Here is a 22257-nt window from a genome sequence, read left to right as displayed (position 1 = left end):
AAGCGCGCGGCTATGCAAATTGGGCCTTTGATGTGGCCCGTGACGGTGGCCTATCCTACTGATGGCTCCGACCGACCACCACTCGGAATCTGTATTTTGCGAAAATGTTGTGGTTATTACTACATTTTCCCTTGAGTGATGCCTTGAAAAAAGGTATTTGTAGCTTAACTTGATAAAAGAACAAACATCATGCCTTCGATTACGGTAGAACCGTGCACCTTCGCCTTGTTCGGCGCTCTGGGCGATCTGGCCCTGCGCAAGCTGTTTCCTGCCCTTTATCACCTGGATGGCGCCGGCCTGCTGCACGAGGACACACGCATTATCGCGCTGGCCCGTGAAGAAGGCACCGAGCAGCAGCACATGGCATTCATTGCCGCCGAACTGCGTCGCTATGTGGGCAAGGAACTGGACGAGGCGGTGGCCGAGCGCTTTCTGGCGCGCCTGACCTACCTGCACGTCGACTTCCTTAAGGCTGAAGATTACGCGGCGCTGGCTGAACTGGCGGGCACCCAGCAGCGCATGATTGCCTACTTCGCCACCCCGGCGGCGGTGTACGGCGCGATCTGCGAGAACCTGGCGAAGGTCGGTCTGGCGGAAAACACCCGCGTGGTGCTGGAGAAACCGATCGGTTCGGACCTCGAATCCTCGCGCAAGGTCAACGACGCCGTGGCGCAGTTCTTCCCGGAGAACCGCACCTACCGCATCGACCATTACCTGGGCAAGGAGACGGTGCAAAACCTGATCGCCCTGCGTTTTGCCAACAGCCTGTTCGAAACCCAGTGGAACCAGCATTACATCTCCCACGTGGAAATCACTGTGGCCGAGAAGGTCGGCATCGAAGGCCGCTGGGGCTATTTCGACAAGGCCGGCCAGCTGCGCGACATGATCCAGAACCACCTGCTGCAACTGCTTTGCCTGATCGCCATGGACCCGCCGGCCGACCTGTCCGCCGACAGCATCCGTGATGAAAAGGTGAAAGTGCTCAAGGCCCTGGCGCCGATCAGCCCGGAAGGCCTGACCACTCAGGTAGTGCGCGGTCAGTACATTGCCGGCCACAGCGAAGGTAAATCCGTACCGGGTTACCTCGAAGAACCGAATTCCAACACCCAGAGCGACACCGAAACCTTCGTCGCCCTGCGTGCCGACATCCGCAACTGGCGCTGGGCCGGCGTGCCGTTCTACCTGCGCACCGGCAAGCGCATGCCGCAGAAGCTGTCGCAGATCGTCATCCACTTCAAGGAACCGTCGCACTACATCTTCGCCCCGGAGCAGCGCCTGCAGATCAGCAACAAACTGATCATCCGTCTGCAACCGGACGAAGGCATTTCCCTGCGGGTGATGACCAAGGATCAAGGCCTGGACAAGGGCATGCAGCTGCGCAGCGGCCCGTTGCAACTGAATTTCTCCGACACCTGGCGCAGCGCGCGGATCCCCGACGCCTACGAACGGTTGTTGCTGGAAGTGATGAACGGCAATCAGAACCTGTTTGTCCGTAAAGATGAAATCGAAGCCGCGTGGAAGTGGTGTGACCAGCTGATCGCCGGATGGAAAAAATCCGGTGATGCGCCCAAGCCGTATGCGGCCGGGTCGTGGGGGCCGATGAGCTCCATTGCATTGATCACGCGGGACGGGAGGTCGTGGTATGGCGATATCTGATGTGAAACTGCCCGCGGGCGTGAATGCCCATGAATACAAGAGCCCGGTGCTGCTCGCCGAAGGCCTGGCGCTGAATGTCGCCAAGCAGTTGAGCGACGCACTGGCGGCGCGCGGCAACGCGGTGCTGGTGGTGTCCGGCGGTCGCAGCCCGGTGGCGTTTTTCCAGCACCTGGCCAAGCAGGAGCTGGACTGGTCGAAGGTCGTCGTGACCCTGGCCGACGAGCGCTGGGTGCCGGTCGAGCACGCCGACAGCAATGCCGGCCTGCTCAAGCAGTATCTGCTCAAGGGCCCGGCGGCCAAGGCGCAGTTCCTCAGCCTTTACAGCGCGGCGGCCAACGTCGAGCAGGCTGCGCAACAGGCCGATCGGTTGCTCGCCGAGTTGCCGCCGATCGACGTGCTGGTGCTGGGCATGGGCGATGACGGCCACACTGCGTCGCTGTTCCCGGACAGCCCGAACCTGGCTGAAGCCCTGCAAGCCGATGGCACCCGTCGTTGCTGGCCGATGCTGGCGCCGAGCGTGCCGCGTCAACGCCTGACCATGAGCCGGGCGCTGCTGGCTTCGGCGAAGCACAAGATTCTGTCGATTTCCGGTCAGTCGAAACTGACCACCCTGAATGCCGCACTGGCATCCAACGACGTCGCCGCCATGCCGGTTCGCGCGTTTCTGCAACCTACGTTAGAGATTTACTGGTGCCCATGAGCCAAGGAACAGCCGCTATGACAACCCCATCCCCGACCGTTTCCATGGCGGACAAAGTTGCCCTGATCGACAGCCTCTGCGCCAAGGCGCGGATCCTGCCGGTGATCACCATCGCCCGTGAACAGGACGTGCTGCCGCTGGCCGACGCCCTGGCCGCCGGTGGTCTGACTGCGCTGGAAGTGACCCTGCGTTCGCAGTTTGGCTTGAAAGCAATCCAGATCCTGCGCGAACAGCGTCCCGAACTGGTGACCGGTGCCGGCACCGTACTCGACCGCAACATGCTGGCCGCGGCCGAAGCGGCCGGTTCGCAATTCATCGTCACCCCGGGCATCACCCGTGACCTGCTGGAAGCCAGCGTTGAAAGCCCGATCCCGCTGCTGCCGGGCATCAGCAACGCCTCCGGCATCATGGAAGGTTATGGCCTGGGTTATCGCCGCTTCAAGCTGTTCCCGGCTGAGGTCAGCGGCGGCGTGGCAGCCATCAAGGCCCTCGGCGGCCCGTTCGGCGAAGTGAAATTCTGCCCGACCGGCGGCGTAGGCCCTGCCAACATCAAGAGCTACATGGCGCTGAAAAACGTCATGTGCGTGGGCGGTAGCTGGATGCTTGATCCTGAGTGGATCAAGAACGGCGACTGGGCCCGCATTCAGGAATGCACCGCCGAGGCTTTGGCGCTGCTGGACTGATCGCTTCACCTGACACTTCGTTGTGTGTTCTACGGCTTTAACGGTGCGCTTGGTCGGTGCACCGTTTTTTTTGCCTGAAAAAGCCTTCGTTATCTCGCGATACGTTATCTGGAGATACATAGTTACCGCACCTGGCTTGGCGTGTGGCGTTAACCTGCGTTCATCTTATGGAAGAGAGAACGCGTCATGGATAACCAGCCTTCAGCTCCATCGATTTATCAACTGGCCCCCGAACAAGTCGCCGGGCCGTATTTTCGCAATCCCAAACTGCTGCGTCGCAACATCAGCGAAGGCGCCGAGGGCTTGCCTTTGCTGCTGCGCCTGACCATCGTCGACGCCATGACCGCCGAACCGGTCAGCGGCGCACTGGTGGATATCTGGCACTGCAACGCACGGGGTGCTTATTCCGGGTGGAGCCGGGTCAACCCGGATCAGGAAGTCGACGTTGAAGACATCGGCTCGATCCCGCGAACCGACGATGACACTTACCTGCGCGGTGGTCAGTTCAGCGATCACAAGGGCAGGGTGCGTTTCACCACGATCTATCCGGGTTTTTATGCCGGACGTGCCCTGCACATTCACGTGGCGGTGCGCATCGTTGCCGGCAACGAATACCTCGATGAGCGCAATGTGGCCTGGGTCGGACAGTTGTATTTTCCCGAGGTGGTTTCTCGCGGGGTGCTCAACGCCAAGGCTTATCGCGGGCGCGGCTCGGCGCCGGTGTGCAACAACGACGATATCTATTACGCCAATATGGGTGGGGAAGCCTCGACGCTGACGGTCTGGCCGATCGGTCGGGACTCTCACGAGGACGGTTACTTCGGCCACCTGACGATCGGCATCGACACCTTTGCGGTGTCGTCGCAGATCAAACCCGAGGACTTCGACAAGTACACGGTTTAACGCAGTTCATTCAGCGCCAGAACCAGCGACTGAATCTCCGCGGCCGTGGTGGTCAACGACGGCGTAATGCGGATGCACGGCCCGCAGGCCGCGCCGTTGCGCACCACGGTGAACAGGTTGTAGTCGTTGAGCAGGCGTTCGACCATCGCCTGCTGGTCGGCATGCCGGGTAAAGCGCATCGAGGTGATCCCACAATATAGACGCGGATCGTCCGGGGTGGTGACCTCGATACCCGGCAGGTTGCGCACGGCGCTGACCCACAGGTTGCGCAGGTAGTTCACCCGTGCACCCTTGGCCGCCGCGCCACCGAGCGCACGGTGTTCCTCGAACACCAGCGGCAGGGTCATCAGCGCCGGAATGTTCGGGGTGCTGTAGGGCGTGCGTGAGCGAATGTCGTTGAGCGGGAAATGCATCTCGCCCATGTCCGGATCGATGTCGGCCAGGCGCTGCGGAGCGATATACAGAAAGCCCAGGGTCAGCGGCGAGCCGATCCATTTGTGCAGGTTGTATCCGGCGAAGGCGATGCCCAGCGCTTCCAGATCGAACTCCATCTGGCCGAGGGCGTGGGCGCCGTCGAGGATGATATCGACGCCATGCTCCTTGGCCAGCGAGGCGATCGCCTGCACCGGCATCACCAGTCCGGTGCGGTGGGTGACGTGGGTCAGCGCCATCAGCTTGAGCTTCGGATAGCGAATGAAAGTTTCGCGGTAAGTCGCCAGCAGGCTGTCGAAACTGGCCGGGTGCGTGTGTTCGATCTCGATCACCTCGACCCCGCGATGGCGGCCCAGCCAGCGCATCGCGCCCTTGACCGTGTCGTATTCCAGATCGCAGATCAGCACCTGATCGCCAGGCTCCAGACGGTTGTAGTTGCGGATCAGCGACTGCAGGCCGGCGGTGGCGTTCTGAGTGAAAGCGATGCTTTGCGCGCGCACGCCGATCAGCTCGGCCAGTTGTGCCCGGATGTCGAGGCTGTCGTGTTGTTCGAAGCGTTGGCGCACATAGATCGAGTTGCTGTTGTTGATCTGTTCGATATGGCGCTGATAGTCCTCGACCACGGTGCGCGACATGCGCCCGAAGTAGCCGTTTTCCAGGTTTACGGGGCCGGGATGGCGGTCGTAACGGTCGGCGAAGGTTTGCCAGAAGGCTTCGTCTCGGGCGCGGCGGGTGTTATCGGGCATGGTCGACTCGGATCAGGATGCGCCTCAGTGGCGCGGGGCGGGTTTGCCATGTTTGGCGCGCAGCGGTTCCAGCAGCTCCGACAGGCCGTTGTGATCGATTTCCTGCATCAGCGCCAGCAGGCCGCCGAGTTCGCCGTGGGGGAAGCCTTCACGGGCGAACCAGTTCAGGTACGGGCCGGGGAGGTCGGCGATGATCCGTCCCTTGTACTTGCCGAAGGGCATTTCGCGGGTGATCAGCAGTTCGAGTTTTTCGGGGTTCATCGTTGAAATCGTCTGGCTTTAAAAACACTTTGGAAAATACAGGCATTCTGCATGCAGGCCAAATGACAGATCATGCAAATAACAGGCATACAGATTTCTGCTTTGTTTGTAACTAATTGAAAATTAACGACTAAATACTTTTTAAGAAGCTGGCACGACCACTGCAACACTCCTTGCATCTTTCACCCACGCAAGGAATTGAAAAATGACTGACATGAATAAAGAAGCCATCTCCGTCCTCAACGACCTGATCGAAACCAGCAAGGACGGTCAGGAAGGGTTCAAGACCTGCGCTGAAGACATCAAGCACCCTGAGCTGAAAACCCTGTTCGTGAAACGCTCCGCCGACTGCGCTACCGCTGCTGCCGAATTGCAAGCAACTGTGCGTTCGATGGGTGGCGATCCGGAAACCTCCACCAGCGTCAGCGGTGATCTGCATCGCCGCTGGGTCGACGTCAAAGCGATGTTCACCGGCAAGGATGAAGAAGCCGTGCTCAACGAAGCCGAGCGCGGTGAAGACCACGCCCTGAAGGCTTATCGTGAAGCGATCGAGAAGATCAACAAGCACAACCTGGTCGGCATTCGTGATCTGGTCGAGCGCCAGTACCACGGCGTGCAACGCAATCATGATCAGGTGAAAGCGCTGCGCAATCAGGCGCGTGCCCGCTCGTAAGCGATCAACGCCCACAAAAAAACGCCAGCTAGTCTGGCGTTTTTTATGTCGAGGACAATCAGCCGATGCTGATGGCCGGCAAGGTCGGCAGGGTGACGGTCTGCTGTTTGCGCGGTGCCAGGATCTCGGCCTCGCCATCCACCACCAATTCATCGCGCTGGTTGAATACGCGAGTGGCGATACGTACGCGGAATTTCGGCAGTTTCTCGAGGATTTCCAGGCGCACGGTCAGGGTGTCGCCGATCTTCACCGGCTTCTGGAAACTCATCTGCTGACCGATATAAATGGTGCCCGGCCCAGGCAACTCGCACGCCACTGCCGCGCTGATCAGTGCGCCGCTGAACATACCGTGGGCGATGCGTTCCTTGAACATGCTGGCGGCGGCGAAATCGGCGTCCAGGTGCACCGGGTTGTGATCGCCGGACATCGCGGCGAACAGCTGAATGTCGCGCTCCTCGACGGTCTTGCTGTAGCTGGCGGTCTGGCCGACTTCGAGGGCTTCGTAAGGGATGTTGGTAACCTGGGTCATCGGTATCGGTTCCTGTGACGGATTAAATGAATCCACAAAAAATTATTCGCTGCGGTGCGGACGGGGATGGCTCAGTGCCTGGTCGATCCAGGTCAGCACATCGGCGGTCACTTCGTCGCGGTTGGTCTCGTTGAACAATTCGTGCCGCGCCTGCGGGTAGATCTTCAGTTGCAGGTTCTGGCTGCCGGCCGAGCGCAAGGCATTGGCCAGATCAGTCAGACGCTTGCCTTCACTCACCGGATCACATTCGCCGCCAATCACCAGCAACGGCAGGCCCGGGTCGATCTGGGCGAGATTGGACGCTTTGCTGATTTGCTGCAACCCGCCGAGCAGGTCGATCCATAGCTGGTTGGTGCAGCGAAAGCCGCACAGCGGATCGCTGGCGTACTTGTCGACTTCGGACGGATCGCGACTCAGCCAGTCAAACGCGGTGCGTGCCGGTTTGAATTTGTTGTTGAACGAGCCGAACGACAGCCATTCGATCAGCGCGCTGCGACCCTTGGCGCCCTGGCGCAGTTTTTCGAACCGGGCGATCTGTCGCGCTGCGCGGTATAGCGCAACCGGCTGGAAATTCGAGCCGCTGAGAATCGCGCCGTGCAGGCTGGCGCTGTGGTGCAGCAAATAAGCCTGGGCGATATAACTGCCCATGCTGTGCCCGAGCAGCACGATCGGCACGCCGGGATGGCGCTGGCCGATGTGCTGGTTGAGGCTCGCCAGATCACCGACCACCTTGCACCAGCCATCGTCGTCGGCGAAATGCCCGAGCGTCCCATGATCGGCAGTTTTGCCATGGCCGCGCTGATCGGGCGCATACACACCGTAGCCTTCGGCGCAGAACGATTCGGCGAGTCGCGCGTACCGAGCGCTGTGCTCGGCCATGCCGTGGGCCAGCAGAATCACCGCCTTCAGCGGCGCGTTCGGCAGCCACTGGTTGACGAAGAGGCGGCTGCGGTCACTCGCGTCCAGCCAGAAAGTGTCGTGGATCATGGCGATTCCTTTTGCGGCATGCTTTTGTTGCAGGGGATTGCAGAGATTGCATTGTATAGCGCGTCCGATCAGCTCACGCCACGGCAGGAAGATTCACACGATCAATGAGGACGCTGCCCATATTTGCCTGAATGACCATAGCTGCTAGTGTCCGTGAAGCCCCGCTTTTTGCTTTCGGCTTTTTCAAGGACAAGAGAAAAATGACAGCGAAGCGGCCCCGGATCGGCTCAGGTAAAGAGGACAAGAACAATGCAACCTGATTTCTGGAATGACAAACGCCCGGCGGGCGTACCCCTGACATCGACGCGAATGAATTCAAGTCGGTGATCGAGGTGTTCGAGCGTTCCTGCAAGAAATTCGCTGACCGCCCGGCGTTCAGCAACATGGGCGTGACCCTGACCTACGCCGAGCTCGAGCGCCAGAGCGCCGCGTTCGCCGGTTACCTGCAAGCCCACACTGATCTGGCGCCGGGGGATCGCATTGCGGTGCAGATGCCCAACGTCCTGCATTATCCGATTGCCGTGTTCGGTGCCTTGCGCGCCGGGCTGATCGTGGTCAACACCAACCCGCTGTACACCGCGCGGGAGATGCGCCACCAGTTCAAGGACTCCGGTGCCCGGGCGCTGGTGTACCTGAACATGTTCGGTCAGAAGGTCCAGGAAGTGCTTCCGGACACCGACATCCAGTACCTGATCGAAGCGAAGATGGGCGACTTGATGCCTACCGCCAAGGGCTGGCTGGTCAACACCGTGGTCAGCAAAGTGAAGAAAATGGTCCCGGCGTATTCGCTGCCCCAGGCGATTTCCTTCAAGAGCGCCTTGCGCATGGGCCGGGGCCTGGGCATCAAGCCGTTGAAGGTCGGCCTGGATGACATCGCCGTGCTGCAATACACCGGTGGCACCACCGGCCTGGCCAAGGGCGCGATGCTCACCCACGGCAATCTGGTGGCGAACATGCAGCAGGTGCGCGCCTGTCTTGGTCAGTTCGGCAGCGACGGTCAGCCGTTGTTGCGCGAAGGCCAGGAAGTGATGATTGCGCCGCTGCCGCTGTACCACATCTATGCCTTCACCGCGAATTGCATGTGCATGATGGTGTCCGGCAATCACAACGTGCTGATTACCAATCCGCGGGACATCGGTGGCTTCATCAAGGAGCTGAAGAACTGGAAATTCTCGGCACTGCTGGGGCTCAACACCCTGTTCGTCGCGCTGATGGATCATCCGGACTTCAAGACCCTGGATTTCTCCACGCTCAAACTCACCAACTCCGGCGGCACTGCGCTGGTCAAGGCCACAGCCGAGCGCTGGGAGCAACTCACCGGTTGTCGCATCACCGAAGGCTATGGCCTGACCGAAACCTCGCCGGTGGCCTGCACCAACCCGTACGGCGAGCTGTCTCGGATTGGTACGGTGGGCCTGCCGGTGCCGGGCACACGGCTGAAAGTCATCAATGACGACGGCGTCGAGCAGCCTTTGGGCGAGCGCGGCGAACTGTGCATCAAGGGCCCGCAGATCATGAAGGGCTACTGGCAGAAACCCGAGGCTACCGCCGAGGTGCTGGATGCCGAGGGCTGGTTCAAGTCCGGCGACATTGCGGTGATCGACCCGGACGGTTTCGTGCGCATCGTCGACCGCAAGAAGGACATGATCATCGTCTCCGGTTTCAACGTGTACCCGAATGAAATCGAAGACGTGGTAATGGCCCACCCGAAAGTCGCCAACTGCGCGGTGATCGGTGTACCGGACGAGCGCTCCGGAGAGGCGGTGAAGCTGTTTGTGGTGGCGCGGGAAACCGGCGTGAGCCTGGAAGAGCTGAAGGCCTACTGCAAAGAAAATTTTACCGCGTACAAGGTGCCGAAACACATCGTGCTGCGTGAGTCGTTGCCGATGACGCCTGTCGGGAAGATCCTGCGGCGGGAGCTGCGTGATATCGCATAGGTCAGCTTGAAGTAAAAAGATCGCAGCCTGCGGTAATGCCTCCAGGAAACACGTTTCCGGTTCCGGAGCTGTCGCAGGCTGCGATCTTTTGCTTTGAAGGCCCGGTAAACCGGGACTTTCAGGGTGTTATAGGATTTTTGCTCTAAAATGACTGCCAATAGTTCTTGAGTCATTAAAATGACCATGTGGGCCACTTTTGGCTCTGGTCGACCCTTTGGCAAAGCTGCTACTCTCGGCGCGCTTTGTGACTTCTCGGCCTGATAAAAAGCCAGATTCACCAATACAAGACAAACACCAATAATAATCGCATCAAATGCGGTGCTGAATTCGCGTTGCTGAGGAGTGGGCTTCCATGATCGAAGACTTTTGGAAGGATAAGTACCCCGCTGGAATTGCTGCCGACATCAATCCAGACGAGTACCCGAATATTCAGGCAGTGTTGAAGCAATCCTGCCAACGCTTCGCCGACAAACCGGCGTTCAGCAACCTGGGCAAGACCATCACCTACGGTGAACTGTACGAATTGTCCGGTGCGTTTGCCGCTTATCTGCAACAGCATACCGATTTGCAGCCCGGTGATCGAATCGCCGTGCAACTGCCCAACGTGTTGCAGTACCCGGTCGCCGTCTTCGGTGCCATCCGTGCCGGGCTGATCGTGGTCAATACCAACCCGCTGTACACCGCGCGGGAAATGGAACACCAGTTCAATGACTCCGGTGCCAAGGCGCTGGTGTGCCTGGCGAACATGGCGCACCTGGCCGAAGCCGTGGTGCCGAAAACCGGCGTCAAACACGTCATCGTCACTGAAGTCGCCGACCTGCTGCCACCACTCAAGCGTCTGCTGATCAACAGCGTCATCAAGTACGTGAAGAAAATGGTTCCGGCCTATCACCTGCCAAAAGCCGTCAAGTTCAACGACGTGCTGAGCAAGGGCCAGGGCCAGCCGGTCGCCGAAGCCAACCCGAACAGCGGCGACGTCGCCGTGCTGCAATACACCGGCGGCACAACCGGCGTGGCCAAGGGCGCGATGCTCACCCATCGCAACCTCGTCGCCAACATGCTGCAGTGCAAGGCGCTGATGGGCTCCAACCTCAATGAAGGTTGCGAGATCCTGATCACCCCTCTGCCGCTGTACCACATCTATGCGTTCACCTTTCATTGCATGGCGATGATGCTGATCGGCAACCACAACATCCTGATCAGCAACCCGCGCGACCTGCCGGCGATGGTCAAGGAACTGTCGAAGTGGAAGTTCAGCGGTTTCGTCGGCCTCAACACGCTGTTCGTGGCCCTGTGCAACAACGAAGGTTTCCGCAAGCTGGATTTCTCGGCGCTGAAAGTCACCCTGTCCGGCGGCATGGCCCTGCAACTGGCCGCTGCCGAGCGCTGGAAAGCAGTCACCGGTTGCCCGATCTGCGAAGGCTACGGCATGACCGAAACCAGCCCGGTGGCCACGGTCAACCCGATCCAGAACATCCAGATCGGCACCATCGGCATTCCGGTGCCGTCGACCCTGTGCAAAGTCATCGACGACGCCGGCGTCGAGCAGCCGCTGGGCGAAATCGGCGAGCTGTGCGTCAAGGGCCCGCAAGTGATGAAAGGCTACTGGCAGCGTCAGGAAGCCACCGACGAGATGCTCGACAGCGAAGGCTGGCTGAAAACCGGCGACATCGCGGTGATCCAGCCGGACGGTTACATGCGCATTGTCGATCGCAAGAAAGACATGATCCTGGTCTCCGGTTTCAACGTGTACCCGAACGAGCTGGAAGACGTTCTGGCGACCCTGCCGGGCGTGTTGCAGTGCGCGGCCATCGGTATTCCGGACGAGAAGTCGGGCGAAGCGATCAAGATTTTCATCGTCGCCAAGCCAGGCGTCACGCTGACCAAGGAAACGGTGATGGAGCACATGCGCGCCAACGTCACCGGCTACAAGGTGCCACGTTCCGTGGAATTCCGCGATGCGCTGCCGACCACCAACGTCGGCAAGATCCTGCGCCGCGAACTGCGCGACGAAGAGCTGAAGAAGATCAAGGCCAAGAGCGCCGCCTAAAACCAAAAAGCCCCGCAGATGCGGGGCTTTTTGTTGAGGCAGGAATCGCTTACTGGCGGAACGGCGCAAAATTTACATTGGTGCCTGCCGGGCGCATGTCCTGCAGGTACGAGTCCTTGTCGGCGCTCAGTTCCAGGCTCAAGGCTGCCTTGCGTTTGCCTTCATTGCGGATCACCAGGCCTTCGAGTTTCTCGCGCAGAAACACGGTCGGCACTTTCAGGTGCAGCAGTTCGTCAGTGGCCGGGGTGTGCATCAACAGGTGAATCCACTCGTACTGACCGATGGCCAGGCGCGACACCGGCAAGTCGAACCACCAGATGTTGCGGTTGCGGTTCAGTTCGGCGAAGTGGCAGTTGTTGGTGCCGAGCACGGCACCGCCCAGTTCCTGGTTGCGACGGGCGATGGCCTGCTTTTTATCGAGTTTCATAACATTCCTGCGGGATCGGTTCTGTGGCGCCTGGCGCCCTTATGGTGGGCATTCTCGGGGCTACGCTCGCAAACATAAAGCGCAACCTGCACGCCGCGACGAAATGAAGCCCTGAAAATAAATGAAACTTGGCGCAAACCGGGCCAGTCAATCATTACGTACTGACTTTTCCCCGTTAATGCACCAAGGAGAAACACCATGAGTAGCACAGGCGATAAAGTAAAAGGCATGGCCAACGAAGCAGTCGGCAACGTCAAGCAAGGCGTCGGTAAAGCCACCGACAACACCAAGCTGCAAGCCGAAGGCAAACTGCAAGAGAAGAAAGGCGAGGCGCAGCAAGCGGTGGGCAAAGCCAAGGACGCGATCAAGAAAGGCGTCGACAAGGCTTGATCCAGCCTTGAACGAAACACCGAAGCGGCCATCCAAGGATGGCCGTTTTTGTGTGTCGTTCACATGCAGTCACGGATCACAGTGTTTCAGAGTCGCCAAGTAGGCTACTTTGATGAGAGAAAACGGCCCCTGAGTCGCCACGACTTCAACCTGTTTTGCGGCGAAAGGAGACGCGAATGATATTCCCCGACATGAAAGGCCTGCCCCTGCACCGGGTCATCGTGCGTACCGTCACCGAGTTCATGGACGACGAGATGTCGACTTATGCCTCGGCACTGGCCTACCAGATGCTGTTCTCGCTGTTCCCGTTCATTCTGTTCCTGATTGCCCTGATCGGTTTCCTGCATCTGCCGGACTTCTTCTCCTGGCTGCGCCTGCAATCGGAACTGGTGTTGCCGCCCCAGGCCCTGGAGCAGGTCAACCCGGTGATCGACCAGTTACAACAGTCCAAGGGCGGCCTGCTTTCCGTGGGTATCGTCATCGCCCTGTACACCGCGTCCGCCGGCGTGCGGCTGATGATGAGCGCGATGAACGCCGCCTACGACGTGGTCGAGGGCCGGCCGATCTGGAAGCGCTTCCCGCTGTCGATTTTCTACACCGTTGGCATCGCCGGCATGCTGCTGGCCGCCGCCGCGTTGATGGTGCTGGGGCCGCAGGTGATGGGCTGGATTGCCGGGCAGTTCGGGCTGGAAGATTTCATCGTCACCGTGTGGACCATCGCCCGCTGGCCGGTGATCGTTATCCTGATGATGGTCGCCGTCGCGTTGATCTACTACGTGATGCCCGACGTCAAACAGGAATTTCGTTTCATCACCCCGGGCTCGGTGCTGGCGGTGGTGGTGTGGATCGTCGCGTCCCTGGGGTTCGCGTTCTACGTCAAGACGTTCGCCAACTACAACGCCATGTATGGCAGCATCGGTGCGATCATCGTGCTGTTGCTGTATTTCTACATTTCCGCCGCGGTGCTGTTGCTGGGCGCGGAGATGAATGCGGTGATCGAACACATGTCCAGCGAGGGCAAGGACCCGGGCGAGAAAGTCCCCGGCGAACTCGATGAACATCCCAAACAACACGTTTCCGGCCTGGGGCGCGATCAGTCGCTCAAGCCGAACACAGACGAAGCCTGACCATGATCCGTGAAATCCTGAAGATGGGCGACGAGCGCCTGCTGCGCATTGCCCCGCCGGTGCCCGCCGAAATGCTCGACAGCCCGGAGCTGTGGCAACTGATCGACGACATGTTCCAGACCATGGAAAGCGTCGGCGGTGTCGGCCTGGCCGCGCCGCAGATCGGCGTCGACCTGCAACTGGTGATCTTCGGCTTCGAGCACAGCGAACGTTACCCGGACGCCGAAGCCGTGCCGCAGACGATCCTGATCAATCCGTTGATCACGCCGCTCAGTCCGCTCATGGAAGAGGGCTTCGAAGGCTGCCTGTCAGTGCCCGGCCTGCGCGGCGCGGTGGATCGTTATCAGCAGATCCGCTACGAGGGTGTCGACCCCAAAGGGCAGCCGATCGTACGTGTCGCTTCGGGATTCCACGCACGGGTGGTGCAGCACGAGTGCGATCACCTGATCGGGCGGCTGTACCCGTCGCGCATCACCGATTTCAGCAAGTTCGGTTTTACCGAAGTGATGTTCCCGGATCTCGATCCCAACGCTGACGACTGATCAGCCAGTGCGCGGCGCCAGTTCCATGGCAATCATCGGTTTGCTCCGCGCATAACGGCTCAAGCGCTCGGCCATCGCCTGGGGCAGGGCGGGATCGAAAGTGAAGCCGCGCCGCTCATAGAATCCGCGCAGGTCCGGGTGGCAGAACAGCCACACCGGCGCCTCCACATCTTTTACCGCCGCCGCAATCAATTGCGCGGCAATGCCCTGTTCGCGACAGGCCGGGTCAACGAACAACCCGGTCAGCCAGTGCCCGCCGAACACCGGCCGCAGGCACAGCGCAGCCACGATTTCCTCGCGCCGTGCCACCCACAATTGCGCCTCGCGCACCGCTTTCATCGACGATTGATGCTGGCGGTAGAACTTGTTCATCAAAGGCCAGGACAGGTCGTCGAGCTGGCTGTAACGGGTGTCGGTCATGAATCGGACTGCCGGTGCAAAAGTCGCGGATTATAAAACAACGTACTCGCCGGGATAGGTGTATACCTGATCTCACATCCCCTTCAGAGGAGTACGCGTCATGTCCAAAGGTATGGATGCGAAGAAAGCTGCGAAGAAGAAACCGGCCAAGACCGCCATCGAGAAACGCCATGAGAAAAGGGCGAAGAAAGTCGACATTTTTGGCCATTGATACCGTTCCTCGGGAGCCCGCTTTTCGGGCTCCTTTCTTCTCTGCAAAAAATAATCTGCAAGATTTCCCGCCGGTGTTGCACAGAACGATCAGACCTTCGTTCCGAGCCACGCCATGCCCCACTATTTCGACGATGCCCATCGCCAACAGATCGAAACCCTGCGTCAACGCTTCACCGCCCGTACCGACTGGCCGACCTGGCTGCTGCTGATCGGCGTATACGGCGGCTGGTTCGCGATTGTGCTGGGCAGCGAACGGCTCGGCCTCTGGTGGAGCACGTTGCTGCTGATCCCGTTGCTGGTGCTGTGGCTGTCGGTGCAGCACGAATTGCTTCACGGTCATCCGACACGCTGGATCTTCGTCAACAAATTCCTAGGTTATGCACCGTTCGCCGTGTGGTATCCGTACACCCTCTATCGCGACAGCCATCTGCAGCACCATCGCGACGAAGACCTGACAATCCCCGGCCTCGACCCCGAAAGCCGTTACCTCAGCGCCGAACGCTGGCAGGGCAGTTCGCTTTTCGAACTCAGCCTGCACTGGCTGAACAAGACCGTGCTCGGCCGATTCATCCTCGGCGCGCCGCTGGCGTTGCTGGCGCTGGCCGGTGAAGAACTGCAACGCCTGAAAAACGGTGAACGCCAGGCCTGGCTGATGTGGCTGACCCACGGTGCCCTGACTGTGCTGATGCTGGTGTTCGTCGCCCGCTACAGCGTGTTGCCGGTCTGGCATTACCTGCTGCTGATCAGCATCCCGGCGCTGTCGATCGCAATGATCCGCTCTTACTATGAACATCGGCCGCACACACAACCGGAGCAACGCACCGTGCTCAACGAAGCCGGATGGCCGTGGCGCTGGCTGTTCCTGAACCTGAATTTCCATCTGGTGCACCACGATCTGCCGAAGCTGGCGTGGTACGACTTGCCCAAAGCCTACCGCATGCGCCGGGAGCAATGGGTCGAACGCAGCGGCGGTTTTCTGGTGCAGGGTTATGGGCAATTGTGGCGCCGGCACGGCATCAAGCCGATCGACAGTCCGCAGCATCCATTCATTTGAGGCCACCATGACGTCAGGTTACGCAGAGCTGTTGATGTACATCGCCCCCGAGCAGATCCGCGCGGCGAACGAGCATTGGCTGGCGCGGATTCTCGAACATCTGGGCCGTTCGCGGCTCAGTGTCGAAGGCTTGTCGCTGCCGGAGCTCTGGCTGTCGCCGCAGTTGCTGCTGACCCAGACCTGCGGCTATCCGCTGATGACCGCGCTGCGTGGCCAGGTCAGGCTTGTCGGCCGTCCGCGCTACGAATTGCCGGACGCCACGGCCGGCAATCATTGCAGCCTGATCCTTGCCCGCACCGATGATCCGCGCCGCAGTCTGGCGGAGTTCTTCGACAGTCGCGGGGTGATCAACAGCGAGGACTCCAACAGCGGCATGAACCTGTTGCGCCAGCGCCTGGCACCGTTGCAGCGGGACGGGCGGTTTTTCGCTTCGGTCGGCCTCAGTGGCGGTCACCGCGAGAGCCTGCGCTGGTTGCGCGAAGACCTTGCTGATCTGGCGGCTATCGACAGCGTGACCTTTGCGTACCTGGCGCAGCACGCTGCCGAAGAGGTCAGTGGGTTGCGGGTGGTGGCGCGCAGTGCGTTCAGCCCGACCTTGCCCTTCATCACCGCTGCCGGCACGACGGACCGGCAGATCGAGCAACTGCGCCGGGCCATGAACCGCAGCCTGCAAGACTTGCCGGATGTGGCCCGTGTCCTCGGTCTGCCCGAAGTCCTGCCGGCCAGCGAAAGCGATTACCAGGTCCTGCTGGATTACCAGCGCGAGGCCGAAGAACTGGGTTATGGCCGCTTGCGCTAGCGGTCGCGATTAATTCACTAATGGAATATAAAAATTCTTTTTAAGTATTTTTAACGCATAAGGCACCTTGCTAGGATCGCGCCACCGGACGACCGGACATTCAGCGACCCTTGACCAAGGAGCCCCCATGTCCGGCGCCGACGCATCCCATCGCAATCATGTGAACACGTTGTTTCGCGACCATTACCAGTGGTTGTGCGCACGCCTGCGCCGACAATCGAACGATGCAGCCAGCGCCGAAGACGTCGCCGCCGAAACCTTCGCGCAACTGCTCGAAGCGCCGGGCCTGACCGCCATTCGCGAACCTCGTGCCTTGCTCACCACCATCGCCCAGCGCCTGTTGTATGAACGCTGGCGGCGGGGCGATCTGGAGCGTCGGCATCTGCAACAACTGCAACAAGGTGACCTCGATCACGGGCCATCTCCCGAAGAACTCGCCGACCTGTCGCAATGCCTCAAGCATCTGGACCGAACGCTCCAGCGCCTGCCGGGCAAGGTGCGCTCAACCTTTCTGCTGGCCCGCATCGATGGCCTGACCTACCCGCAAATCGCCGCCGAACTGGGCATCTCCCAGCGTTCGGTGAGCCTGTACATGACCCGTTCCCAGGCCTTGTGCAACCGCCACAGCGCCAACCAATCCCTGATTTCCTCCCAGAACAAGAGGTCCGCATGAGATCGATCAAAACCCTGCTTGGCAGTTCGCTGCTGGCCCTGACCCTGACGGCCGGCCACGTTGTCGCTGCGGAAACAAAAGCGCCGATCCACTTCGGTGACATCACCTGGGAAAGCGGCAGTTTCATCACCGAAGTGCTGCGCCTGATCGTCGAGAAAGGCTACGGCTACCCGACTGACACACTGCCGGGCAGCACCGTCAGCCTCGAAGCGGCGCTGGCGAAAAACGACATTCAAGTGATCGGCGAAGAGTGGGCCGGGCGCAGTCCCGCGTGGGTCAAGGCTGCTGCCGAGGGCAAGGTATTCGGCCTTGGCGACACGGTGAAGGGTGCCACCGAAGGCTGGTGGGTGCCGGAATACGTGATCAAGGGCGACCCCGAGCGCGGGATCAAACCGCTGGCACCGGAGCTGAAATCCGTGGCCGACCTGCCGCGCTACAAGGATGTATTCAAAGACCCGGAAGACCCGAGCCGTGGGCGCTTCCTCAACAGCCCGACCGGCTGGACCTCGGAAATCGTCAACAGCCAGAAGCTCAAGGCCTATGCGCTCAACGACAGCTTCGTCAACTTCCGCACCGGTTCCGGCGCGGCGCTGGATGCCGAGGTGGCGTCGTCGATCAAGCGCGGCAAACCGGTGCTGTTCTACTACTGGTCGCCGACGCCGTTGCTCGGTCGCTTCAAACTGGTGAAGCTGGAGGAGCCGCCGTTCGACGCCGAAGCCTGGAAAACCCTGGCCGACGCCAACAACCCCAACCCGAAAGGCACCCGTTCGATGCCGGCGAGCCTGGCGATTGGCGTGTCGGCACCGTTCAAGGCGCAGTACCCGGAACTGGTGACGTTCTTTGAGAAAGTCGACTTGCCGATCGATCTGCTGAACCAGACCCTGGCCGGGATGAGCGAGAAACGTCAGCAGCCACGTCAGGTGGCCGAAGCATTTCTGCGCGATCAACCACAAGTCTGGAAACCATGGGTACCGGGTGAAGTGGCGAATAAAGTCAGCGGAAGTCTGTAGTTCTTTTCCGATTATTGTGTCGTTTCAAAAGTTGCCATTGCGAGTCGGTCGCAATGGCAACCAACATCCCGCCCGCTGAACCGATTCTTGTCCGTTTTTTGTCCTTAATCCCCGTGGTACTGGCCGACTAGTGGCCTTGCGCAAGGCTTTGCGCTGTCTATGCTCACACGTAACTAACTATGTCGACCGCCATCCAAAGCGCCTCGACGGCAATCGGTTAGCCGAGAACAAAGCTGCCAGAGTGCGCAATCCAAGGCACCGACACTTAACCGGCAAGGAGCATGTTTTTTAAATGGAAGTTCTTCTACACGTTAGGAATGGCCCGTTCGCGGGCTATCAAGAGAAGGATGTCTTGATTAGAGCGTCGCTGCATGGACTCTTTGATTAATCATCGTTTATCACCTGACAACTTCCTCCCGTGGAGGAATGCGTGTGCCTGTTCTGTGGAACGTAGTGGTGGATTCTGAAAGACCTGAACTTTCATCAAATCAAAAGACCGCGCTCAAGGTGATAGAGACATGTTCAACCTACATCACAAGGCTGACCTGCAGGAAATCGAACGCTTCAGCTGTGCCCTGACCGAAGCCAACGCCAAGCTGGAGGCGATCAGCCGTTCGATGGCGATGATCGAATTCACCCCCGACGGCATCGTGCTGGATGCCAATGACAACTTCTGCAAGACCATGGGCTACAGCGCCGAGGAAGTACGGGGCAAACATCACCGGATCTTTTGTGAAGAAGAGTTTTACCGTAGCGAGGAATACGCCAAGTTGTGGCGTGACCTGGCCCGTGGCGAACCGCTCAGCGGGACATTCCTGCGCCTGAACAAGCGTGGCCAGGAGATCTGGCTGGAAGCGAGTTACATGCCGGTGTACGGCCCGGACAAACAGGTTCGAAGCGTGATCAAAGTGGCCTCGGACATTACCGCGCGAGTGAACAAGGAAAAAGAAGAGGAAAGCATGCTCGCGGCCATCAGCCGTTCGATGGCGGTGATCGAGTTCACCCCGGAAGGCAATGTGATCTCGGCCAACGATAACTTCCTCAAGACCATGCAGTACTCGCTCAACGAAGTTGTCGGCCATCACCACAGTCTGTTCTGTCACCGTGCCGAAGCCGAGTCGGCGCAGTACAAGGCATTCTGGGCTTCGCTCAATCGCGGCGAATATCACTCGCACCGCTTCGAACGCAAGAACAAGTCCGGACAAACCGTTTACCTCGAAGCCTCGTACAACCCGTTGTTCGACGCCAAGGGACGCTTGTACAAAGTAGTGAAGTTCGCCAGCGACATCACCCACCAGATGACCACCTTGCAGACCGCTGCGGAATCGGCCCACAGCACCTCGGTACAAAACGACGCCTGCGCGCAAAAAGGCTCACAGGTCGTGCAGCAAACGGTGCAGATCATTCAGGACATTTCACGCGACCTCAATGAAGCGGCGCTGAGCATCGATGCGGTCAGCAAGCAGTCGGACATCATCGGCACCATCGTCCAGACCATTCGCGGGATCGCCGACCAGACCAACCTGTTGGCACTCAACGCGGCCATCGAAGCGGCGCGGGCGGGTGAACACGGACGTGGTTTTGCGGTGGTGGCGGATGAGGTGCGCAGCCTCGCGGCGCGGACCAGTCAGGCGACCCTGGAGATTGTTGATGTGGTGCGCAAGAACCACGAGTTGTCACTGAGTGCGGTGTCGAGCATGCAGTCGAGCCTGAGCCGCACCGGGCTCGGGGTGGAACTGGCGAACGAGGCGGGGGACGCGATCCGCGAAATTCAGCAGGGCTCGCGGCATGTGGTGGATGCGATCAGCCAGTTCAACGAGACGTTGCAGTTGAACTGACGGTTTCAAGGCTGAAAAAAGGATCCCCGCAGGGATCCTTTTTTTATTGCGCCGTTCGTTAGAGCGAAGCGAGGAACTTGTCTGCCGACTGGTCGCTGAGCTTGACCGAGTTGGCGTCCTGCTTGTTCTGCTTCTCGGCTTCGGCCAGCTTCATCTTGTCCTGCAGGCGATCGGCGATCTCTTTGCCGATGGCCAGTTGTTTCTCCGGCGGCATGGCTTTGAGGTCGTCCTCGGTCAGACCCATTTCCTTCAGGATGCTGTCACGCAGACGCTGTTCCGGCGACTTGCTCATGTAGTCCTTGAACTCATCGGTGGCGGAGGTGCCGGCGGACTTGGTCTGTGAAGCGTCAGAGGTCTGCAGGCCGACGCGGGTCTTGGCGAACGCCTCGTCGACGTTGTCGCTGACGCGCGTGGCTTCGCTGACCTGCTGGGTGGCGAGTTGCGTGGCCGAACTTTGCACCTGATTGGTGGCTTCGGTGGTTTGCGCCTGCGCCTGGTTCTGCAGGGTTTGCAGCATGGCGCCGTGAAGCCCGCCTTGCAGACCGGCCGCCGCGGTGGCGGTTGCGTCATCGGTGATGCGCTTGGGCAGATGAATCAGATCCGCTTGTTTCGAGCTGACCAACATGATGGAGGACCTTGTGGTAATTGCTGTCGGCGGTAAAGCAGCAATTACCGTGCCGTCAGAATAAGTCCCGTGAATTCAGCAGGTTAATGAATTTCCAGATTTCAGAAGCGGTCATCCTTTGCCGTCCGGCGGCAGAAGATGACCGTTGCCCGTCAGCGATGGGCGATGTTTTCCAGCGCCAGATTGCGGGTGCGGGGACCGAAGTAGCCGATGGTCAGCATCACGATCAGCATGCTGACGACAATGAACGCCAGCACGCCCGGTGTACCGAAGTGATCGAGAAAAAGACCGATCAACAGACTGCTGAACACCGTCGACAAGCGACTGAACGAATAGCAGAACCCCACCGCCCGGGCGCGGATGTTGGTGGGGAACAATTCGCTCTGATAGGAGTGATAACTGAAGCTCAGCCAGGCGTTGCAGAAGGTGATCATCACCCCGCAGAAGATCAGGCCGAAGGCGCTGGTCTGCAGGGCGAACAAGGTGCCGAAAGTCATGGCGCCCAGGGCTGAGCCGACGATCTGCCACTTGTTCTCGAAACGGTTGGCGAATTTCACGAACAACAGCGGCCCGAGCGGGTAGGCGAGGGTGATGATGAACGCGTACATCAGGCTGTGAGTGACACTGACACCCTGACCGGAAAGCAGCGCCGGCAGCCAGTTGCCGAAGCCGAAGAAGCCGATGGCCTGGAAGATGTGGAAGACGATCAGCATCAAGGCCCGACGACGGTAGGGCGGTTGCCAGATGTCGGCAAAACGGCCCTTGCCTTCGACATCCACCGCCACCGCTTCCGGTGCGTCCAGTGGTTGACGATGATCCTTCTCGCAGCGTGCCTCGATGCCGTCGAGAATCCGGTTCGCCTCATCGAAACGGCCATGCTGGGCCAGCCAGCGTGGCGACTCCGGCAGGCGTTTGCGCAGCCACCAGATGAACAACGCAAACACCGCGCTGGCCAACACCACCCAGCGCCAGCCGGATATTCCGAATGGCGTCTGCGGCACCAGCCACCAGGACATCAGCGCCACCGCCGGCACCGACAGAAACTGCACGAAAAACGCGAAGGCAAACGCCGAACTGCGCATGCGCTTGGGCACCAGTTCCGAGAGATAGGCGTCGATGGTCACCAGTTCGATGCCGAGGCCGATGCCCACCAGAAAACGCATGCAGATGATTCCCAGCGCCGAACTTTGCACGCCCATCAGCACCGTGGCCACGGTGTACCAGACCAGCGCGAAGGTGAAGATCGCCCGTCGCCCGAAACGATCCGCCATCGGGCTCAACAGACTGGCGCCGAGAAACAGGCCAAGGAAGGTCGCCGAGGCGAACGCGGCCTGATCGGAGAACCCGAACACGCCCTGATTGCCGGTGGCGAAGATGCCGTCACGGATCAGACCGGGGCTGATGTAGGCCGTCTGGAACAGGTCGTAGAGTTCGAAGAAACCACCAATCGACAGCAGCGCCACCAGCCGCCAGATCGTGGCGACTGCCGGGAGGCGGTCGATGCGAGCGGAAATCTGTGCGGCGCGTATCGGGTCGATGCCGTCGCGTTGCGCGGCGGCGGGGGCGTGTGCAGTCATGGGCC

At 59.9% G+C, this 22257-nt stretch carries 22 protein-coding genes and 2 pseudogenes; 16 read left to right on the top strand and 8 right to left on the bottom strand.

Annotated elements, in window-relative coordinates:
• The first annotated feature begins 189 nt into the window (after positions 1-189).
• The 4 genes from zwf (at position 190) to R1A29_RS21515 (ending at position 3942) form a co-directional block, all read left to right on the top strand.
• Positions 190-1656: a glucose-6-phosphate dehydrogenase gene (gene zwf / locus R1A29_RS21530; RefSeq protein WP_438299509.1), complete on the top strand. Its 1467-nt coding sequence runs from the start codon at positions 190-192 to the stop codon at positions 1654-1656.
• Positions 1643-2356: a 6-phosphogluconolactonase gene (pgl, locus tag R1A29_RS21525; protein WP_438299508.1), complete on the top strand. Its 714-nt coding sequence runs from the start codon at positions 1643-1645 to the stop codon at positions 2354-2356. The genes zwf and pgl overlap by 14 nt, the downstream gene beginning before the upstream one ends.
• A 17-nt stretch (positions 2357-2373) precedes the next feature.
• Complete coding sequence (locus R1A29_RS21520; protein WP_011335602.1) at positions 2374-3039, top strand: bifunctional 4-hydroxy-2-oxoglutarate aldolase/2-dehydro-3-deoxy-phosphogluconate aldolase; 666 nt, start codon at positions 2374-2376, stop codon at positions 3037-3039.
• 186 nt (positions 3040-3225) lie between these two features.
• Entirely contained in the window at positions 3226-3942 is a 717-nt protein-coding gene (locus R1A29_RS21515; protein ID WP_438299507.1) for an intradiol ring-cleavage dioxygenase, read from the top strand.
• Here the strand turns inward: R1A29_RS21515 and R1A29_RS21510 are convergent.
• Complete coding sequence (locus tag R1A29_RS21510; protein WP_438299506.1) at positions 3939-5120, bottom strand: aminotransferase class V-fold PLP-dependent enzyme; 1182 nt, start codon at positions 5118-5120, stop codon at positions 3939-3941. The two genes, R1A29_RS21515 and R1A29_RS21510, sit on opposite strands and share 4 nt — an antisense overlap.
• A 24-nt stretch (positions 5121-5144) precedes the next feature.
• Positions 5145-5381: a DUF3820 family protein gene (locus R1A29_RS21505; protein ID WP_003213031.1), complete on the bottom strand. Its 237-nt coding sequence runs from the start codon at positions 5379-5381 to the stop codon at positions 5145-5147.
• 205 nt (positions 5382-5586) lie between these two features.
• On the opposite strand from R1A29_RS21505, the gene R1A29_RS21500 reads away from it, so the two are divergent.
• The gene (locus R1A29_RS21500; RefSeq protein ID WP_085709662.1) at positions 5587-6054 is read left to right on the top strand and encodes a ferritin-like domain-containing protein; all 468 of its coding nucleotides are present in this window, start codon (positions 5587-5589) and stop codon (positions 6052-6054) included.
• A 58-nt stretch (positions 6055-6112) separates the two neighbouring features.
• On the opposite strand, the gene R1A29_RS21495 is transcribed toward R1A29_RS21500, so the two are convergent.
• Both R1A29_RS21495 and R1A29_RS21490 read right to left on the bottom strand, forming a co-directional pair.
• Positions 6113-6583, bottom strand: a complete 471-nt coding sequence (locus R1A29_RS21495; RefSeq protein WP_438299505.1) for a MaoC family dehydratase — start codon at positions 6581-6583, stop codon at positions 6113-6115.
• A gap of 42 nt (positions 6584-6625) precedes the next feature.
• Positions 6626-7570: a lysophospholipase gene (locus R1A29_RS21490; protein WP_438299504.1), complete on the bottom strand. Its 945-nt coding sequence runs from the start codon at positions 7568-7570 to the stop codon at positions 6626-6628.
• A 249-nt stretch (positions 7571-7819) separates the two neighbouring features.
• On the opposite strand from R1A29_RS21490, the pseudogene fadD2 reads away from it, so the two are divergent.
• Together fadD2 and fadD1 are read left to right on the top strand one after the other, a co-directional pair.
• Positions 7820-9507: pseudogene (gene fadD2, locus R1A29_RS21485) on the top strand (long-chain-fatty-acid--CoA ligase FadD2).
• 352 nt (positions 9508-9859) lie between these two features.
• On the top strand, positions 9860-11557 hold the full coding sequence (gene fadD1 / locus R1A29_RS21480; protein ID WP_114885024.1) for a long-chain-fatty-acid--CoA ligase FadD1: 1698 nt from the start codon (positions 9860-9862) through the stop codon (positions 11555-11557).
• A gap of 49 nt (positions 11558-11606) precedes the next feature.
• Here the strand turns inward: fadD1 and R1A29_RS21475 are convergent, their stop codons facing one another.
• On the bottom strand, positions 11607-11984 hold the full coding sequence (locus R1A29_RS21475) for a hypothetical protein (RefSeq protein WP_007951149.1): 378 nt from the start codon (positions 11982-11984) through the stop codon (positions 11607-11609).
• A 198-nt stretch (positions 11985-12182) separates the two neighbouring features.
• On the opposite strand from R1A29_RS21475, the gene R1A29_RS21470 reads away from it, so the two are divergent.
• The 3 genes from R1A29_RS21470 (at position 12183) to def (ending at position 14043) form a co-directional block, all read left to right on the top strand.
• A complete protein-coding gene (locus tag R1A29_RS21470) occupies positions 12183-12374 on the top strand; it encodes a CsbD family protein (protein WP_027612573.1) in 192 nt (63 codons plus the stop codon).
• Between the two features lie 176 nt (positions 12375-12550).
• Positions 12551-13501: a YihY/virulence factor BrkB family protein gene (locus R1A29_RS21465; RefSeq protein WP_438299503.1), complete on the top strand. Its 951-nt coding sequence runs from the start codon at positions 12551-12553 to the stop codon at positions 13499-13501.
• 2 nt (positions 13502-13503) lie between these two features.
• Positions 13504-14043 carry a peptide deformylase gene (gene def / locus R1A29_RS21460; protein WP_114885021.1) on the top strand — a complete coding sequence of 180 codons (540 nt, stop codon included), beginning with the start codon at positions 13504-13506 and terminating at the stop codon, positions 14041-14043.
• Here the strand turns inward: def and R1A29_RS21455 are convergent, their stop codons facing one another.
• The gene (locus R1A29_RS21455; protein WP_134827864.1) at positions 14044-14463 is read right to left on the bottom strand and encodes a GNAT family N-acetyltransferase; all 420 of its coding nucleotides are present in this window, start codon (positions 14461-14463) and stop codon (positions 14044-14046) included.
• A gap of 325 nt (positions 14464-14788) precedes the next feature.
• On the opposite strand from R1A29_RS21455, the gene R1A29_RS21450 reads away from it, so the two are divergent.
• The 6 genes and pseudogenes from R1A29_RS21450 (at position 14789) to R1A29_RS21425 (ending at position 20050) form a co-directional block, all read left to right on the top strand.
• Entirely contained in the window at positions 14789-15730 is a 942-nt protein-coding gene (locus tag R1A29_RS21450; RefSeq protein WP_438299502.1) for a fatty acid desaturase, read from the top strand.
• Positions 15731-15737: 7 nt separating this feature from the next.
• Positions 15738-16529, top strand: coding sequence for a phosphate/phosphite/phosphonate ABC transporter substrate-binding protein (locus R1A29_RS21445; RefSeq protein ID WP_438299501.1), 792 nt, complete (start codon positions 15738-15740; stop codon positions 16527-16529).
• Between the two features lie 127 nt (positions 16530-16656).
• On the top strand, positions 16657-17202 hold the full coding sequence (locus tag R1A29_RS21440; protein ID WP_438299499.1) for a sigma-70 family RNA polymerase sigma factor: 546 nt from the start codon (positions 16657-16659) through the stop codon (positions 17200-17202).
• Positions 17199-18212 (top strand): ABC transporter substrate-binding protein, encoded by a 1014-nt coding sequence (locus tag R1A29_RS21435; RefSeq protein ID WP_085709672.1) that lies wholly within the window; start codon positions 17199-17201, stop codon positions 18210-18212. The genes R1A29_RS21440 and R1A29_RS21435 overlap by 4 nt, the downstream gene beginning before the upstream one ends.
• 518 nt (positions 18213-18730) lie before the next feature.
• A pseudogene (locus tag R1A29_RS21430) lies at positions 18731-19501 on the top strand (PAS domain-containing protein); the annotation flags it as partial.
• A 9-nt stretch (positions 19502-19510) separates the two neighbouring features.
• Entirely contained in the window at positions 19511-20050 is a 540-nt protein-coding gene (locus R1A29_RS21425) for a methyl-accepting chemotaxis protein (RefSeq protein WP_371320920.1), read from the top strand.
• A gap of 58 nt (positions 20051-20108) precedes the next feature.
• Here the strand turns inward: R1A29_RS21425 and R1A29_RS21420 are convergent, their stop codons facing one another.
• Both R1A29_RS21420 and R1A29_RS21415 read right to left on the bottom strand, forming a co-directional pair.
• Positions 20109-20675 carry a hypothetical protein gene (locus R1A29_RS21420; protein WP_438299498.1) on the bottom strand — a complete coding sequence of 189 codons (567 nt, stop codon included), beginning with the start codon at positions 20673-20675 and terminating at the stop codon, positions 20109-20111.
• A 152-nt stretch (positions 20676-20827) separates the two neighbouring features.
• Positions 20828-22252, bottom strand: coding sequence for an MFS transporter (locus tag R1A29_RS21415; protein WP_438299497.1), 1425 nt, complete (start codon positions 22250-22252; stop codon positions 20828-20830).
• Between the last annotated feature and the right edge of the window lie 5 nt (positions 22253-22257).

Source organism: Pseudomonas sp. NMS19W, assembly GCF_051554255.1.
In the GTDB taxonomy this organism is placed as follows: Bacteria; Pseudomonadota; Gammaproteobacteria; order Pseudomonadales; family Pseudomonadaceae; genus Aquipseudomonas; species Aquipseudomonas kribbensis.
This window is presented reverse-complemented; position numbering and strand designations above follow the sequence as displayed.